Origin of the sequence: Veillonella sp. ICM51a (assembly GCF_000524355.1) — a bacterium.
In the GTDB taxonomy this organism is placed as follows: domain Bacteria; phylum Bacillota; class Negativicutes; order Veillonellales; family Veillonellaceae; genus Veillonella; species Veillonella atypica.
The window spans coordinates 1-15,499 of record NZ_JAPX01000015.1 but is presented as its reverse complement, the minus strand read 5'-3'; the positions used below and the strand labels follow the sequence as shown (position 1 = coordinate 15,499).

13 protein-coding genes are annotated in these 15,499 nt (G+C 39.8%); 2 read left to right on the top strand and 11 right to left on the bottom strand.

What is annotated here, in order from left to right:
- Positions 1-100: 100 nt before the first annotated feature.
- The 6 genes from HMPREF1504_RS01890 to HMPREF1504_RS01865 form a co-directional block, all read right to left on the bottom strand.
- Positions 101-1,738 carry a glycosyltransferase family 39 protein gene (locus HMPREF1504_RS01890; RefSeq protein ID WP_038122967.1) on the bottom strand — a complete coding sequence of 546 codons (1,638 nt, stop codon included), beginning with the start codon at positions 1,736-1,738 and terminating at the stop codon, positions 101-103.
- 10 nt (positions 1,739-1,748) lie between these two features.
- A complete protein-coding gene (locus HMPREF1504_RS01885) occupies positions 1,749-2,342 on the bottom strand; it encodes a DedA family protein (protein WP_005378047.1) in 594 nt (197 codons plus the stop codon).
- 185 nt (positions 2,343-2,527) lie between these two features.
- Complete coding sequence (locus HMPREF1504_RS01880; protein WP_038122965.1) at positions 2,528-3,274, bottom strand: hypothetical protein; 747 nt, start codon at positions 3,272-3,274, stop codon at positions 2,528-2,530.
- Positions 3,275-3,441: 167 nt separating this feature from the next.
- Positions 3,442-4,317 carry a CoB--CoM heterodisulfide reductase iron-sulfur subunit B family protein gene (locus tag HMPREF1504_RS01875; RefSeq protein ID WP_005378080.1) on the bottom strand — a complete coding sequence of 292 codons (876 nt, stop codon included), beginning with the start codon at positions 4,315-4,317 and terminating at the stop codon, positions 3,442-3,444.
- Positions 4,317-5,279 carry a succinate dehydrogenase/fumarate reductase iron-sulfur subunit gene (locus HMPREF1504_RS01870; RefSeq protein ID WP_005384576.1) on the bottom strand — a complete coding sequence of 321 codons (963 nt, stop codon included), beginning with the start codon at positions 5,277-5,279 and terminating at the stop codon, positions 4,317-4,319. The genes HMPREF1504_RS01875 and HMPREF1504_RS01870 overlap by 1 nt, the downstream gene beginning before the upstream one ends.
- Before the next feature lies 1 nt (position 5,280).
- Positions 5,281-6,999, bottom strand: a complete 1,719-nt coding sequence (locus tag HMPREF1504_RS01865; protein ID WP_005378196.1) for an FAD-binding protein — start codon at positions 6,997-6,999, stop codon at positions 5,281-5,283.
- An 888-nt stretch (positions 7,000-7,887) separates the two neighbouring features.
- Between HMPREF1504_RS01865 and HMPREF1504_RS01860 the strand changes: the two genes are divergently transcribed.
- Entirely contained in the window at positions 7,888-8,562 is a 675-nt protein-coding gene (locus tag HMPREF1504_RS01860; RefSeq protein WP_005378137.1) for a response regulator transcription factor, read from the top strand.
- Positions 8,540-9,943 carry a HAMP domain-containing sensor histidine kinase gene (locus HMPREF1504_RS01855; protein ID WP_038122963.1) on the top strand — a complete coding sequence of 468 codons (1,404 nt, stop codon included), beginning with the start codon at positions 8,540-8,542 and terminating at the stop codon, positions 9,941-9,943. Before HMPREF1504_RS01860 ends, HMPREF1504_RS01855 begins: the two co-directional genes overlap by 23 nt.
- 132 nt (positions 9,944-10,075) lie before the next feature.
- Here the strand turns inward: HMPREF1504_RS01855 and HMPREF1504_RS01850 are convergent, their stop codons facing one another.
- From HMPREF1504_RS01850 to HMPREF1504_RS01830, 5 genes are all read right to left on the bottom strand, one after another.
- A complete protein-coding gene (locus HMPREF1504_RS01850; protein ID WP_038122962.1) occupies positions 10,076-11,386 on the bottom strand; it encodes a DUF445 domain-containing protein in 1,311 nt (436 codons plus the stop codon).
- Positions 11,383-12,618: a DUF445 domain-containing protein gene (locus HMPREF1504_RS01845; protein WP_038122961.1), complete on the bottom strand. Its 1,236-nt coding sequence runs from the start codon at positions 12,616-12,618 to the stop codon at positions 11,383-11,385. The genes HMPREF1504_RS01850 and HMPREF1504_RS01845 overlap by 4 nt, the downstream gene beginning before the upstream one ends.
- 104 nt (positions 12,619-12,722) lie before the next feature.
- Entirely contained in the window at positions 12,723-13,424 is a 702-nt protein-coding gene (locus HMPREF1504_RS01840) for an MBL fold metallo-hydrolase (protein WP_038122959.1), read from the bottom strand.
- Between the two features lie 435 nt (positions 13,425-13,859).
- A complete protein-coding gene (locus HMPREF1504_RS01835; protein WP_038122956.1) occupies positions 13,860-14,216 on the bottom strand; it encodes a helix-turn-helix domain-containing protein in 357 nt (118 codons plus the stop codon).
- Between the two features lie 200 nt (positions 14,217-14,416).
- Positions 14,417-15,403 (bottom strand): IS30 family transposase, encoded by a 987-nt coding sequence (locus tag HMPREF1504_RS01830; protein ID WP_038122762.1) that lies wholly within the window; start codon positions 15,401-15,403, stop codon positions 14,417-14,419.
- Positions 15,404-15,499 lie beyond the last annotated feature (96 nt).

The following is a 15,499-nucleotide window of genomic DNA, read 5'->3' as shown; positions in this document are numbered from 1 at the left end:
GGACATAATATATACATTAAATATTCTGATTATATACGCAAAAAAGCACCAACCGCATTGAGCGGTTGATGCTACTTTCACAAACACGATTAACAATATATTATTCTTCAATATAAGCTTGTCGTTTATTCAAAATATAAATCTCAGAGCTACCAGCCTCGCTGTACTCACCAACATATGGTGCAATACTAGACTGTTTAAAATGGTTAATTTCGCCTTTTGGAACGATGACCATGATTTGCTTACCTTCAGCCAAACGCTTGATAAACTCGTCCTCCGTCACTTGTTCCATAAGGTATTTCTTATCCCATTCAGCACTACGATGTTTTAATGTATCCTTATCATCCCAACGACTGCTGTCCCCCTTAATACGAACCACCTCATGTCCAGTATAATATACGAGAGATGTGCTGTATCCATTGTAATAATACACATCACCATTATACTTATCTACAACAGGGATAAGATTGATAGAACTACGTTGTTTAACAAGAGGTACCAAACCCTCGAGTACTACAATCGATGAAATGAGCATGGTACCGATCACGACAATGCTCAGCAAACGATACCGTTGGCGAGTCCACCAGAACCATAACAGCCCTAATATGGATACGCCTGCCAAAACATAGAGCAATCCATAATAGCCCCAAGGTGCAAAGAAAGACGCCCCTACATAAGCGATCCATAACAATAGTGTGGGACCGACTACAATCCATGGGACATAACGAGGCCGACCCGGACGCAGAGCTTTCATAGCCCCTAATGTACCAAGAATACTGAAAGGTACAAGACTAATAAATGTATATAGAGGATACTTAGTAGCCATCAAGGAATAGAATAGAACAGTACCCACGCCCCAACACATGCAATACACGTACCACTTATGGTGCTGTTTAAAGCCCGTTATCATGCCATAAATAACAGCGCCCGTCCATGGTAAAGAAGCGCCGAGGAAAATAGCGATATAGTACCACCACACATTATCTTCCGGGTGTTCAGACTGAGTCGCACGTGTTACATTGTTAAGGCCTAAGAATCCATCCAAAAAGGCTTGTCCATGGGCGCTATACATATAAACATACCACGGCATAGCGACGACAAGAAAGGCCAAAATCCCCTTCCAGTCAAAGAGGCGTAATAACATTTGTTTTGAACGGCAAAGCGCAACATAAACGAGTAAAATAAGGCCAGGTAAAACAAGTGCTACGGGCCCCTTTGTCAAAACGCCTAATCCGGAAAATACGTAAGCTACGACCATTGCCGTACTAGAATTTTCATTCAAGCCTTTGTACGCATACATCATAACCATCAAGGTCGTATATAACAGTACCATGTCGGTTATAACACCATGAGCAACAGCCCAGAACATAAGAGATGTACCAAGGATAGAGGAACCTACTAGGCCAACGAGCCAACGTCGACTAAAGGTCCGTAAAGTTTGAAACATGGCAGCCACTGACAAAGCACCAAATATAGCACTTGGCAAACGAACTACCCAATCAGCGATACCAAAGATTTTAAAAGCTAATGCAATCAGCCAATAAATCATAATCGGCTTGTCATACCAATATGTCCCATAAATCTGTGGCGATAACCAATTGCCAGACAACACCATTTCCTTAGCAGTTAACGCATAATTCGATTCTACTGGATCGGTTACAGGTAGTATATTATTAGCTACCATAAAGAATACCAGCCAAACAACAAACAACACAGGCGTCAAACGAGACAATTTCATTGTGACCTCCTTATGATTTACGGCGATTCTTATAGTATTTAAATCCGAGCACTGCAGCCACAATAGCAAAGATGACAATCACAACTAGCAAAAATTCATGATTATACTGAATAAGATCTTTCCAGTTTTCCCCAAGTACTTTTCCTAAATATACGAGTAAAATCGTCCAAGGAATAGTACCGAGTACAGTCCAAACGATAAAGTGCCACAATGGATAGCGTGCCATGCCAGCCGGGAAGGAGATAAATGTACGAACACCAGGTAAAAGACGGCCAAAGAATATAGCTACTCCACCATATTTATTAAACATCTTTTCAGCGAGTTCAAATTTATGCTCATTAAAGAATACATATTTACCGTATTTCAATAACAACGGACGACCGCCATATTCCCCCATCCAATATGACAAAATGGATCCAACGATACCAGCCAATGTACCTACGACCATTGTCGTATGCAAATCAAATATACCTTGAGAAATTAAATACCCTGCAAATCCAAGCACAATTTCACTAGGAATCGGTATATTCGCATTCTCTAGAACCATCGCAATAAACATGGCTGCATAGCCATACGTTTCCATGAACGAAATAATATATTCCACTTGTTATACCTCGTCATAACTCCCCTATACCGGATTTATGATTTTTAATGCTAACTAATGCTGGTAAAAATATCACCATATATACAATCTATTTTACCATAATAAAATGACCCTCACCATATGGGAGGGCCATTCGGGGCATCCTTAGCATTCTGTTTTTGCAAGAATCAACTAGTCATACACAGTTATTCAGTTTTTAGTCCTTGTATAAAATCAAATGATTTTACGGCTGCTTCTGTGTCTACAAAATGGAACGGTTCCAACAGGCGACAGAATTTAAATAGATAGTCACGCTTGTGTAACACTTCTTTCACATGAAGAACAGTATCCCGTGCACAGCGTGCAGAGCTATAACCATTCATAGCTGCATATAGGTAGGTATTTGGTAAATCTCCTTCGCGGATGAAGCTATGAATAAAAATCAGTAAATCCCATCCAGCAGGCGTGAATTCTGGCCAACGGCGTGCATTTTCCCAATCAAGGAGCATCACGCTATCCGCATCTGGATTGTATACGATATCTCGTAATGCAGGGCGACCATGAGCGATACCGTAATCGTGGAGCATGCCGAGAGCTTTACCAAAAGCATAAAAAATATGAACAGCCATATCTTCTAGGGAACTATCTTCTGGATGCTCCTGCGGTAAATGGCCATAGTAGGTCAAGTTCTTACCATAATTCGGTGTCACGAAATAATTTTCTCGAAAGCCTACAATTTCCGGAGCTAATGGCAATTGTGTACGCACAAAGTTCATCATATAAAACTCATGGTCAAAGGATGCACGAGGGGATGGTTTAATCCATGATGACCGGTTATTACCTACAGCGCGTTTTACAAAATACTCATCACCTTGAAAGGTGACTGGGAATACGCGCCCCAAATCTTCGTTATTCAATTTATGGTCTATATATTCTAATAAGGCTTCGTTCATGAGACCTCCTAATGTCATCAATGCTTACCTATTTATTATATAATAAACACCATATATGTATCAAATAAAGACCCCCTAGCCAAGGCCAGGGGGTCTTTACGGTAATTATGATAATAGGTTTAATTTAGATTTTATAAGCCAACTGAGGCACTCTAAATTAAAACGAATTAACCTACAAATTTTGTCACTGCTGCAGTATCAGTTAAGTGACGTTTAGGCATGCCCATTTCTTCAGGAGTGATGCCAAGAGCAAGACCTACTAATTGGGACATGTGCAAGATTGGCATATCTTTGCCACCGCCAACAACTTCTTTTGCTTCTTTTTGGAACATATCAAGTTGCATTTGGCAAAGTGGGCAAGGAGTTACTACGCAATCTGCGCCTTCTGTAGCTGCATCTTTGTTGATGGAGCCAGTCATTTGCATTACGGAATCGTGTGCAGGGTATACAGCATGGAAACCGCAGCAATCAAGTTTACGGGAGAAGTCGATTGGTGTAGCACCGATAGCGGAGATCAAATCTGCTAAGGATGTAGGCATTTGATAGTCTTCGAAGCCCATTTCAGTTTGAGGACGAAGAATATGGCAACCATAGTATTCAGCTACACGTAAACCTGTTAAAGGTTTAACAACTTTTTCTTTCAATTTATCCAAACCGTAATCGCGGATCAATACCCATAAGAAATGAGTGATATCAGTTGTACCGCGGTATTGTTTACCGATTTGAGCTAATTTTTTGTTCACTTCTTCTTTTTCTTTTTCGTTATTGTCTAATTCGTTTTTAGCTTCACGAAGCATCAAAGTACAAGTGTTACATACAGTTAAAAGGTTCAAACCTTTTTCTTCTGCCAATGCAATGTTACGTGCATTTGTAGCTAATGTAATTTCTGGAGCGATATCTTGAACGTGGGATGCGCCGCAGCAAGTCCAACCGTCAAGTTCTTCTAGTTCAATGCCGAGTTTTTTAGCTACTGCAACAGTTGCCATGTAATCTTCTTTGGCAGCGCTTTCAAGAACGCAACCTGGGAAAAATGCGTATTTCATTATTTGCTTACCTCCTCAGCTGCTTTCATAAGTCTGCGAACACCATCAATACCATTAACTGGTTTTTGAGGTACTACAAGTTCGAAAGGATTAATTTTGCTGTGTTTCCACAAACGTAATGCATAGAATGCTTGTTTAGCGGAATCTACAACACCGTCAGATTTCAAGCTCATAGAAACTTCTTTCAAGCGACCAGTTTTGTAAAGGTCTTCTTTGAAAGCAACTGCATGGCGAACGCCTTTGTTGTTTGTAAGGCCAGCTTTTGTAGCTTCTTTACGCATGTTGGAAATATCTTGAGCAGGTTTTAAGTGTTTAGGACAACGGGAGATACAGTTCATGCAGTGAACGCATTTCCAAAGACCATTGTCATAAGCAGGTTGAATGTGAGCCATAGGTGCATCATCACGGCTATCCAATACGAAACGGTTAGCTTTAGTGAATACATATGGTTCCAAGAAATCGTCTTGACGTGCAGTCAATTTGTTACATTCGGATGCGCAGCAACCGCAAAGGATACATTCTGTACCAGCAACGAATTTTTTGAAATCAGCTGGAGTTTGACGAACGATTTTGTCGCCTTCGTTGAATTCTGCTTTAAGGAAAATCCAAGGAGCAACTGTTTTCAAACGATCAACTTTAGATTCCCAATCAACAACTAAGTCGCGGATTACACGGAAGTTGCCGATAGGAGCGATAGTTAATTCATCTGTACCATAACGTTCTGTCAATTCATCGATTTTAGATTCACAACCAAGCATTGCTTCGCCATTTACGCGAATGGAGCAAGCGCCACAAACTGCGGAACGACAAGCTGCCAAGAATGTTAATGTTGGATCTTGAGTATCTTTAATTTTTTGAAGGCCCCAAAGAATTGTACGGTCAGCTTCATAGTCGAATTTGAAAGTTTGTACAAACGCGCGACCTTGTTGGTAACGGTGGATATGATAGGTGATTTGTCTCATCTTAGTACTTCCTTTCTTGTGGTTCGTATTTAGTGAACACTACGTCGCGTTCAGTTAATTCGTATTGACCATCTGCGCCTAATTTGATCAAAGAATGTTTTAAGTATCTTTCATCATTACGTTTTGGATGGTCTTCACGAATATGAGCGCCACGGGATTCACGACGGTGTAAAGCGCCCATTGCAATAGCTTTTGCTACTGTTAACATAGAACCGATTTCACAATAGTTTACGAATGCCATGTTGTAAGTACGTTCAGGGTCACCTACATAACAAGTTTTGTAATCTTCGATCAATTGATCGATTTCTTTTAATGCTTCAGTAATACCATCTTCATTACGGAAAATACCTACTTTATTCCACATTGCATCAGCCAATGCATCGCGGATTTCTACAACTGGGCGACCGCCTTCACGAGTTGTTACTTCAGTGAATTTAGCTTCCCAAGCTTTTGCAGCTGCAGCTAATTCTGCATCTACGTTAGGTTGTTCATGTGTTTCAGCATAGTCAGCTGCACCAGCACCGGATACTTTACCGAATACTACGCCGTCTGCCAAGGAGTTACCACCTAAGCGGTTAGCACCATGGATGGAGATACAAGAAGCTTCGCCAGAAGCGAACAAACCAGGCAATTCACATGCACAAGTTTTGTAGTCCACTACGTCGATACCGCCCATTGTATAGTGACATGTAGGACGAATAGGTACTGGTTGAGTCAATGGATCGCAGTGTTCGAAGCACATTGCCAAGTCACGGATACCATGAAGTTTTTCGAGAATAACTTCAGGTCCTAAGTGACGAAGGTCAGCTACTACATATGCGTTAAGACCAGAACCGAAACCACGACCTGCAGCGATTTCATCTTCGATTGCTTTCGCTACAACGTCACGGGATGCCAATTCCATTTTATTTGGCGCATATTTTTTCATGAAACGTTCGCCTTCAGAGTTAAGAAGGTAACCACCTTCACCACGAACCGCTTCGGACATCAAGATACCAGTACGACCAAGACCAGTTGGATGGAATTGGATCATTTCCATATCTTTCAAGCCGTTACCAGCACGGAAAGCTGCTGCCATGCCATCGCCTGTGGAAAGGAATGGGTTTGTAGTACGAGTCCAGAAAATACGACCTGCACCACCAGTGGACAAGATGACAGCTTTCGCTTTAATTTGTTCTACGCGACCTTCTTTCATGTTCCAAACTACAGCGCCACCAACATGACCGTCTGCAGATTTAACAAGATCTAAAAGGTACCATTCTTGTAAGAAGTGTACGCCTTCTTTCAAGCATTGTTCGTAAGTTGTGTGCAAAATAACGTGACCAGTTTTATCCGCAGAGTAGCAAGTACGTGGATAAGATTGACCGCCGAAGTTACGTTGCGCAATTTTATTTTCTTGAGTACGAGAGAAAGGAGCACCCATGTGGTCCATTTCAAGTACGCCTTCTGGACAACGAGAGCAGAAGAATTCGATCGCATCTTGGTCACCAAGATAGTCAGAACCTTTTACTGTATCGAAAGTATGTGTTTCAACTGTATCTTCAGCTGCTACGTTGTTCAAACATGCATTGACACCGCCTTGCGCCATTGCTGTTGCTGAACGGGTTGGGAAAATTTTAGTAATAAGTGCTACATTTAAGCCTTTACGACGACCTACTTCAAGAGCCGCGCGTTGACCAGCGCCACCGCTACCTACTACTAGAACATCAAACTGTTCCATAATGACCTCCTCATAACTACCTATAAAAAGAAAATTTCTTAGACTATCTAGATTCAAAAACCTTATAAAAATTTTTGATAACCTAATCATTTTTCCTTAAAGAAAAGCCTCACACTTGTGCGATTTTTCTTATAGCTTTACTTATAATTATAGAGAGCATTGCCCCGTATGTCTAAACCTTATTATGCATAATTAATTTCGATGATTTTAATTGATACTCTATATCATTTCATATTTTTGTAGATGAATCTTGAACATTCTGATTATATTAAATGGAAATTCTATTTATTTTTATGTATATCATTTATATTGATTCGGTTCCGAATTTTTTACTTTATAGATAACCATATGAGACCAATAAATACTATGTTTTACCGACTATACCACCCCAATAAGGTCATTTATTGTTATCAAAATTTTTAAATTCCTACTAAAAATACACGGAATTTAAATAGCTTATGTATATTAAAACCTCTCGATTTTAGTATACTTTTCACTTTTGATAATCATTATCATAAGTTTTTATTGTGATTTTCCTTACATCTTTCAAAATCGGTAAAATCACCCTTATCTATGCATATACGGCAATCTTCGATATACTTCATTTTATGAAATCTAATTATACTAGATAAAACTTATATAGTAGTGCTTACACACACTATATATATGAATATATAAGGTTTTACCATTTATTACATTCATTTTTCACTCATTCCGTTTGTATAAGGTATGATAATAGATAAATTAGTTATATAATATAACTTAAATATGTTAATATTAATTTAATTACTAATGTGTTGCAGCTTTCACAAAATGGGATCTGATTAGTAATTAAGTTGTATTAAGAGAGAGTTATATAATTTAATCATACATAAGGAGAACAAACATATGAAGATTTTACTTGTAGAAGACGAAGAAATGCTGAATGGTATTACGGCCAAATATTTGCGTGCTGAAAATATGACTGTCGATACATGTTTCAACGGTCAACAAGCTATCGATTATGTAAATACATCTAGTTATGATGTCATCGTTATGGATATCATGATGCCTGTATTGGATGGCATTAGCGCATTGGCTCAAATGCGTAACGAAGGTAATACAACACCTGTTTTATTATTAACGGCGAAGGATTCCTTACAAGATAAGGTTACAGGTCTCAATACAGGGGCCGATGATTACCTTGTGAAACCTTTTGATCTTGAAGAATTAACAGCTCGTATCTATGCGTTAGCACGTCGTAACGCACGTCATGCACAAAATGATATCAAGGTTGGTCCTTTGACAATCAACGTTCCGCAACGTACGGTAAAGCGTGATGGCGAAGCGATTACATTGACAGCTAAAGAATTTGATTTATTGTATTATTTAGCAAGCAACGAAAATATCGTTTTGTCCCGTCAACAAATTCTAGATCATGTTTGGGAATACGATTATGAAAGCTACTCTAATCTAATTGATGTATATATTAAGGATTTACGTAAAAAGATTGACACGGATGAAAATGTGAAATTGATTCAAACCGTTCGTGGAGTAGGATATGTCCTCAAAACAGAAAACTAAGGAACAAGGTCACGACCTTAATTCTATGTCCGGTGCATTTAAGCACCTGTGGAATCGCATACCACTAACCTTTAAAATCATGTTGTGGTATACGTTGTTTCTGATTACCCTTCTAATTTCCATGTCCATTTTCTACTATAACTATATGGGCACGGCACGCAGCACGGAAATCAGAGATCGATTACAACAACAAACGCTCATCATGTCTACGGACATTCGCAAGTTTAAGCCTTATGAAGATGGCACATTCTATCTCGTTTACACACAAGATGGATTAATTACGAAAGGCTATTTACCGGATGGATTCCCAAATCAATCGAATTTATCGCTTGGACAGGTTGGTGAGATCGAAGCCAATGGTATGACATTTTACTATTACGATGTTCCTATCAACGCACCGAATTACCGAGGTTTCTTACGGGCTATTACGAGCCAAAAGATTACGGATAAAAACGGAGATATCCTATACGCCTTATTGCTTGTCAATTTGGTGGCGTTGCTCATCTCTTCTATCGGTGGTTATCTATTCATAAAACAAGGCCTAAAACCGTTGCGTAAACTGACTCACACAGCAAAGGTTATCGGCAAAAACAACGACTTGAGTCGTCGTATTGAATTGCCGGAAATCGCGAAGGATGAAGTCTATGAGTTGACGACCACATTCAACCGCATGTTATCCGGCCTCGAAGATTCATCCAATCGGGAAAAGCAATTCAGTTCTGACGTATCTCATGAATTGCGCACCCCTATTGCCGTTATCCAAGCTGAAAGTGAGTACGCCATCAAATATGCGCGAACACCAGAGGAAATGCAAGAAGGCTTGACCCATATTTTAGAGCAAGCAAAATTCATGTCATCCCTCGTATCGCAATTATTGGATGTAGCACGGTTAGAAAATAACTATGAAATGAATGTAGCCCCTGTGGATGTAAGTACCATGTTAAGAAACATGATACATGATTACACTCGACTTTGTGCGGAAAAGCATATCACCATCAATGCTGATATTGATAGTGATTTAATCATTACGGGCCACGAAGTATCCTTACGTCGTGCCGTAACGAATCTTATCGACAATGCTATTAAATTCACAAAGTCGACCATCAATATCACGGCCAAGCGCAATAATCTATATTTGATTATTGAGGTTACCGATAACGGGATTGGCATCGAGGCAGATAATCTATCACAAATCTTCAACCGTATGTATCAAACAGAGCAATCACGAAATAAAAAGTCTAATCACGGTATAGGCTTAGGCCTCTATTTCGTAGACAAGGTTGTTCATTTACATCACGGTACAATCACGGCAAAGAGTGAGCTAGGTGTATTTACTACCTTCTCCATTACCCTTCCTCTATCGGAAGCATTAATAGAATAATGTAATACGTTGTACATAAAAACACCCCTCTATATGACAAGTCTCAACTACGAGAAGCACTCGTCATATAGAAGGGTGTTTTATTTTCGTATATGTAAATACTGTAATTTACTTGTAAACTAGACAAGGTATTTAACCGAGTAAAGCTAATAATGGTACATAGACGTACTCAAGAAAACTCCATACCACAAGGCCAGCTACGGCACCTACAATGGCACCATTAATACGAATCCAGCTGAGGTCATCCTCTACCTTAGACTCGATAAAGTAGATAAATTTATCGGTGCTAAGTCCGCCTAATACTTGGCGTATGATGGTTTCGATGAGATCATACCCTTGTTCTAGCACATACCGTGCAATATCGTGGAGGGTAGTTTCAATGCGATTACGAAGATCTTCAGATTGACCATATACATTCCAAAGTTCAAGGGCGATATTTACAAGAACTTGAGCTGGCGTTTCGCCATTTTCATCGCCTTCAACAAGTAACTCCTCAACGTATGGACATAAATGGTTCTCGATGATAGATTCCCAATCTTGTTCTCGTATCCAACGTTCCCAGGCCTCATCGAGAGCATCGCAGACCACATGATTTTCCTCTATGTGGCGAATCGGATCTACCCACTGACGAAGCCATGCTGTCCGCTCAGGGCTATTAGGGCGTTTCCAATTTTCCAACATAGCATACGCCTCTGTTACAATGGCTTCTGCCATTTCACGATAATTAACAACATCAGTGGCCTCGGACAAGGAAATCAAGAAATCAGAAAGGAATCCCTTTCGTTTTTTCTTATGTGCTTCCTCTGCAACTACGGCCGTAAGCCAGGTGACCATAGCAGGATGGTTAATACGCTCTTGAATCACATTCAAGACCTGTACAACCATGCCTTCATAGCGATTGTGTTCACATAAATCAAGTAATACATGCTTTAACACAGGTACGAGGGAATGTTTTTCTAACAATGCACGAATGCGCTTAGCCCCCCACTGTGCCCATTCCTCAGTTGTTTGAGATTTCCATAACAAATGTAATCCCTGATGAATGACAAGGCGTGCGGCCCGCTGTCCCTCTGGAGACAGTAGAAATTTTTCAAATAAAGGTACGAATTGTACCTTGCCTAATAGCACTTGGCAGCGATCTCGCGTTAGCATCTTCGTTTCCACCAGCTTAATTACACCATTGATCAAGCGTTCCTTATTGCGAGGAATCAAAGCCGTATGATACGGAAATCCTAAAGGTTTACGGAATAATGCAGTCACGGCAAACCAGTCCGCCACACTACCGATAAGAGCAGATTGTACCGCCCAATAGAGCGGCTGGTACCAGCTTTCATGATCAAAGAAAAACTGGCCTACAAAAACAAAACAGTAGAGCACGACCATTAAGCCAAAGATCCCATTGGCTCGCTGTTTCAAGGTAAGCGATTTAATATATCGTATCATCCGATCACCCCCTTAATGAGGAGGGTAACGCCGTAGAACAGCCCGCCGAGGACGGCCCCCACAAGTGAACCATTGATACGAACCATTTGTAAATCATAATACATTTTACCGCGTATAATGTGCGTAATCTCGTCCGGTGAATAACGAGATAGTTCTTCGCCCACCACACGATCGATAAGAGGGTTCAATTTTTGTAGCCATGGAATGCTACGCAACAAGAAGAATCGTTCAAATGGCGCTTGTTTCTCAGGATTTAGAAGTATTTCACTGCCGAGCACGTTAAATCGTTCGAGCACAATATCCATGAGGCGCACCCAATCGAGCGTATCCCCATCGATGAGCTTGCCTTCCCATTCTTCGAGGACCATTTTAACCCATTGGTCCTTATGTTCTTCAATGAAAGCCTGCCATTCCTCATTAGTTTCCAAATTATTGAAAAATCTAATGGCCTGCCCCCATATATAGCGTCCCAATGGCGAATCGATATCTTCGTTGTCTTGTAAAAACTGAACTGCTTTTTTCTGTACCGTATCAACTAATCGTTCAGGTGAAAGCCCATCACCACCAAAGGCAATAGCTAGTTCACGCATGAATGAATCCTTAGTATAGGTTTTCATAATGTCTAGCATGACGCGATTCAAATATGGATACACCTGATTTGACGCGATAACACGCTGACAAGTTCGATTAAAATAAAGCCAAAACACGCTAGCCGTATGGCGTTCCAGCATGCAACGACCGAATAGAATAACGAGAGGTGTGGCCTTCCAATTGGATACCCCTTTATAAACAGCCTTATTAATCTCCTTACGCATCGGCTCAATATCCATATGGGATAATACCTGATTGCCAACGCCGTATAAGAGTTCTCTCATCTGTTTTTGCCCTACATCACTCATGCCATATTCGATGATACGCACCATAACGCGTTCTCGTTTGATGGCATAGTACATTTGTGGCACCCGAAGTAATTCTTCGCTGAGCATGGTCCGGCCAATCTGTATTAACCGTTCTTTACTACGCGGCAAGATAGCCGTTTTGAAAGGAATACCTAAAGGCTTTGTAAAGAGCGCTGTCACTGCATACCAATCCGCCAAACCGCCAATCATCGCGGCCCCCGAAACGTGCATGATAAACGCCCAAAGTGCATCGTGCCTATGAGGGTATGAAATTAAAAATATGATAGCCATGACAATCAACAATGTGGTTGCCACTGGTTTAGTTTTCATCATCACTTGATCCTAACTTACTGAATTACGTATATAGACTCTCCCCATACAACGTAGTGACCACATAAGTCACGAACTTTCACGAACTACAACTTGTGAAAGTATATTTAGAATGTGCATTCATCGCCATCTTTTTGAGGCTCCCATACAGGAACATCGCCAAAGAGAGCTTTAAAATACACGGATGGCGTCCATAGTGGACCATTTAGATGCATAGGAATAAACGCCTTTTTCACCTGCACGCGGCGTAAGAATTCAATAGCACCCCATTCCATGGCATCTTCTAAACGATTATCTACCGGGAACATCGCCACATCTACGGATAGACCTTCTAGTTCCTTAAATTCACGCCAAGCCATGCGTTTTGCATCCGCATTATTCTCCGGCGTATCGCCAATCCAATGCCACCAATTAAGGTCACCTGCATGGAATATGGAGTCAGAGTCGATATTTGCAGTATCCGTTTTTACATAGAAAGAACCACCTTCGTCGGTGCTACCGTACATATGAATCCCTACATCATCGAGATTTGCATCTTGGCCAGGTCGCATGGTAATACATTTTCTTACCTTACCTTCTAATGGCACATCTTGATGGCAAATATAACGCGTTTGAGGACCATCAAATTCCGTAATAGACGGATTAAAATGATCTGCATGGCTGTGACTAATAAAAAACCACAATTCACGGCCACGCTTTGCCAATTGCCAAACAATATTGTTTGGATCCTTATAATAATCAAACACATAGCAGCGCTTGCCATCATCTACGAGGAAGCCGCTGTGTGCGAGAAATGTTACATCTAACATCGTTATCAATACCTCTATATTACTGAGAATTTATATCATTCGTATTCTTTATTATACCATATTTTTCTATATACGTGGTTGAGGATGTAGTAAAGAGTGCTCTGCCAAAGCCGACACGCTACTGCGCTTCGCGGAGCCCGAAGTCGTTTTGGCAGGGCACTCTTTACCTCAACTCAGTATATTAGAAACATTTAGGTATAATAAAGAATACAAATTGATTTTTAGGAGAGAAGTCGTTTTTTGAAAACAGGGCCTTCCTGCACTCAGTACATTAGAGACATTTAGGTATAATAAAGAATACGAATTTTGTTTAGCGACAAAAGTCGATTTTTAGGGAGTAGGTTCGTCTACATAAACCTCTATCCGAATTTAGGTATAATAAAGAATACAAAACGATTTTGGTAAAACAGGGATAAGAAATGCCGCTGGCATTTCTTATATGCGGCCAGCGGCTTTCATGTAGTCGATATATTGGTTGCCCCATTTTTCAAGAGATGCAAGAACGGTTTTAAAGCCTGCACCTACTTCGGTAAGGCTATATTCTACCTTTGGTGGAATGGTGCCGTATACTTCCCGATGGACTAAACCATCATCTTCCATTTGGCGCAATGCTCTAGTGAGTGTAGCCTGCGTAATTGGATGCAATCGGCGCTCTAACTCACGGAAGCGCACAGGACCTTCGGCTAATTCGTGCATGATCAATAAAGACCATTTGCCGGCTAATAACTTTTGACTCGTTGCAAAGGGGCATCTGCCCACTAAATCATGAACATTTACGAGTTGTTCTGCCATTGTAATTCTCCTTCTCTATATAGCTTAAGTAGCTCGTTATAACAAGGCTAAACCTCTACAGCTAAGCTCAACTATGTATAGCTATACTACTATTTCCATTTCAGGATTAGAAATAGTTCTTTCTAATGTAGTTCAAATCATATCACAAATTTATCATATTGCAAGCATTTTACAGTATCTTTTTTTATGGTCTTGAATTGTCAAGTCAAATGCAACTCTACTGAATGATAAACCTCGTATGGAGTTTTCCAATTTAAGCATTTGCGCGGCCTAAGATTTATTTCTTTCATTTTTGCTTCAACATAGCTATCTGATTGATTAATATCCACAGTTTTCGGGAAATATTCTCTAAGCAATCCATTGGTGTTTTCGTTTGTTCCTCTTTGCCAAGGATGATGTGGAAATGGAAAATAAAATTCTACTAAATTCAACTCCTGACTAATTTCTGCATGTTTAGAAAACTCTTTCCCTCTATCTGGAGTTATTGTTTCTAGAGGTTGATTTTTTAAAAGCTTAATCATCGCTTGTTTGACTAAAAATGCATTCTTTTTTGCAATTTTTTTACATAGCAGATACCTACTTTTTCGATCAGTTAATGTTACTAAGCAAGCCTTACCAGTCTGCCCCATAACTGTATCAGCCTCCCAATCACCTAATCGTTCTCGATTATTTGCAGGAGCTGGTCTATCTGTAATTAAATTACTAATTTGAATTTTTCCACGTCTTTCTTCATAATTTTTTGTATGACGACTTTTACCACGATGTCGTAGTTTGCGAACAACTCCTCTATTTCCATGTGATAATTCTTTTTCATCAAAACGACCATTATATATTTCCCTGTAAATTGTATTGTAACTAATAGTGAAGCTTGAATTTTCAAATTTCAATCGAGAGGAGATCTGTTCCGGAGACCATTGATGTCTCAAAAATAAATTCTTTACACATTCATATAGACTTGGATTATCTAGCTTTTTTCTTGGTTTACAATTAAAGCGTCTATTTTTATATCTGTCATGGGCTTCACAAGGTATGTACTCGCCATTTTGACTATTTCTTTTGATTTCTCTTGATATAGACGATTTATTTTTCCCAAGTAAAATTGAAATTTCTGTTTGATTTTTTCCTATATCAATAAAATGTTTTAGAATTTCGCGCTCTTTTAGTGTAAAATGAGTATAATGATTCATGGCTCCTCCTGATTTTTAGATGTCTTTGCAAACACTATTTTATCAGAAAGCCATGAATCTTTTTTAGTTGCACTTAGATTATAAATTCAAGGTAAA

Bases quoted from the DNA above. Each gene is read 5' to 3' on its own strand.
- HMPREF1504_RS01890 (WP_038122967.1), bottom strand. From the start codon at position 1,738: ATGAAATTGTCTCGTTTGACGCCTGTGTTGTTTGTTGTTTGGCTGGTA.
- HMPREF1504_RS01880 (WP_038122965.1), bottom strand. From the start codon at position 3,274: ATGAACGAAGCCTTATTAGAATATATAGACCATAAATTGAATAACGAA.
- HMPREF1504_RS01875 (WP_005378080.1), bottom strand. From the start codon at position 4,317: ATGAAATACGCATTTTTCCCAGGTTGCGTTCTTGAAAGCGCTGCCAAA.
- HMPREF1504_RS01870 (WP_005384576.1), bottom strand. From the start codon at position 5,279: ATGAGACAAATCACCTATCATATCCACCGTTACCAACAAGGTCGCGCG.
- HMPREF1504_RS01865 (WP_005378196.1), bottom strand. From the start codon at position 6,999: ATGGAACAGTTTGATGTTCTAGTAGTAGGTAGCGGTGGCGCTGGTCAA.
- HMPREF1504_RS01860 (WP_005378137.1), top strand. From the start codon at position 7,888: ATGAAGATTTTACTTGTAGAAGACGAAGAAATGCTGAATGGTATTACG.
- HMPREF1504_RS01855 (WP_038122963.1), top strand. From the start codon at position 8,540: ATGTCCTCAAAACAGAAAACTAAGGAACAAGGTCACGACCTTAATTCT.
- HMPREF1504_RS01850 (WP_038122962.1), bottom strand. From the start codon at position 11,386: ATGATACGATATATTAAATCGCTTACCTTGAAACAGCGAGCCAATGGG.
- HMPREF1504_RS01845 (WP_038122961.1), bottom strand. From the start codon at position 12,618: ATGATGAAAACTAAACCAGTGGCAACCACATTGTTGATTGTCATGGCT.
- HMPREF1504_RS01840 (WP_038122959.1), bottom strand. From the start codon at position 13,424: ATGTTAGATGTAACATTTCTCGCACACAGCGGCTTCCTCGTAGATGAT.
- HMPREF1504_RS01835 (WP_038122956.1), bottom strand. From the start codon at position 14,216: ATGGCAGAACAACTCGTAAATGTTCATGATTTAGTGGGCAGATGCCCC.
- HMPREF1504_RS01830 (WP_038122762.1), bottom strand. From the start codon at position 15,403: ATGAATCATTATACTCATTTTACACTAAAAGAGCGCGAAATTCTAAAA.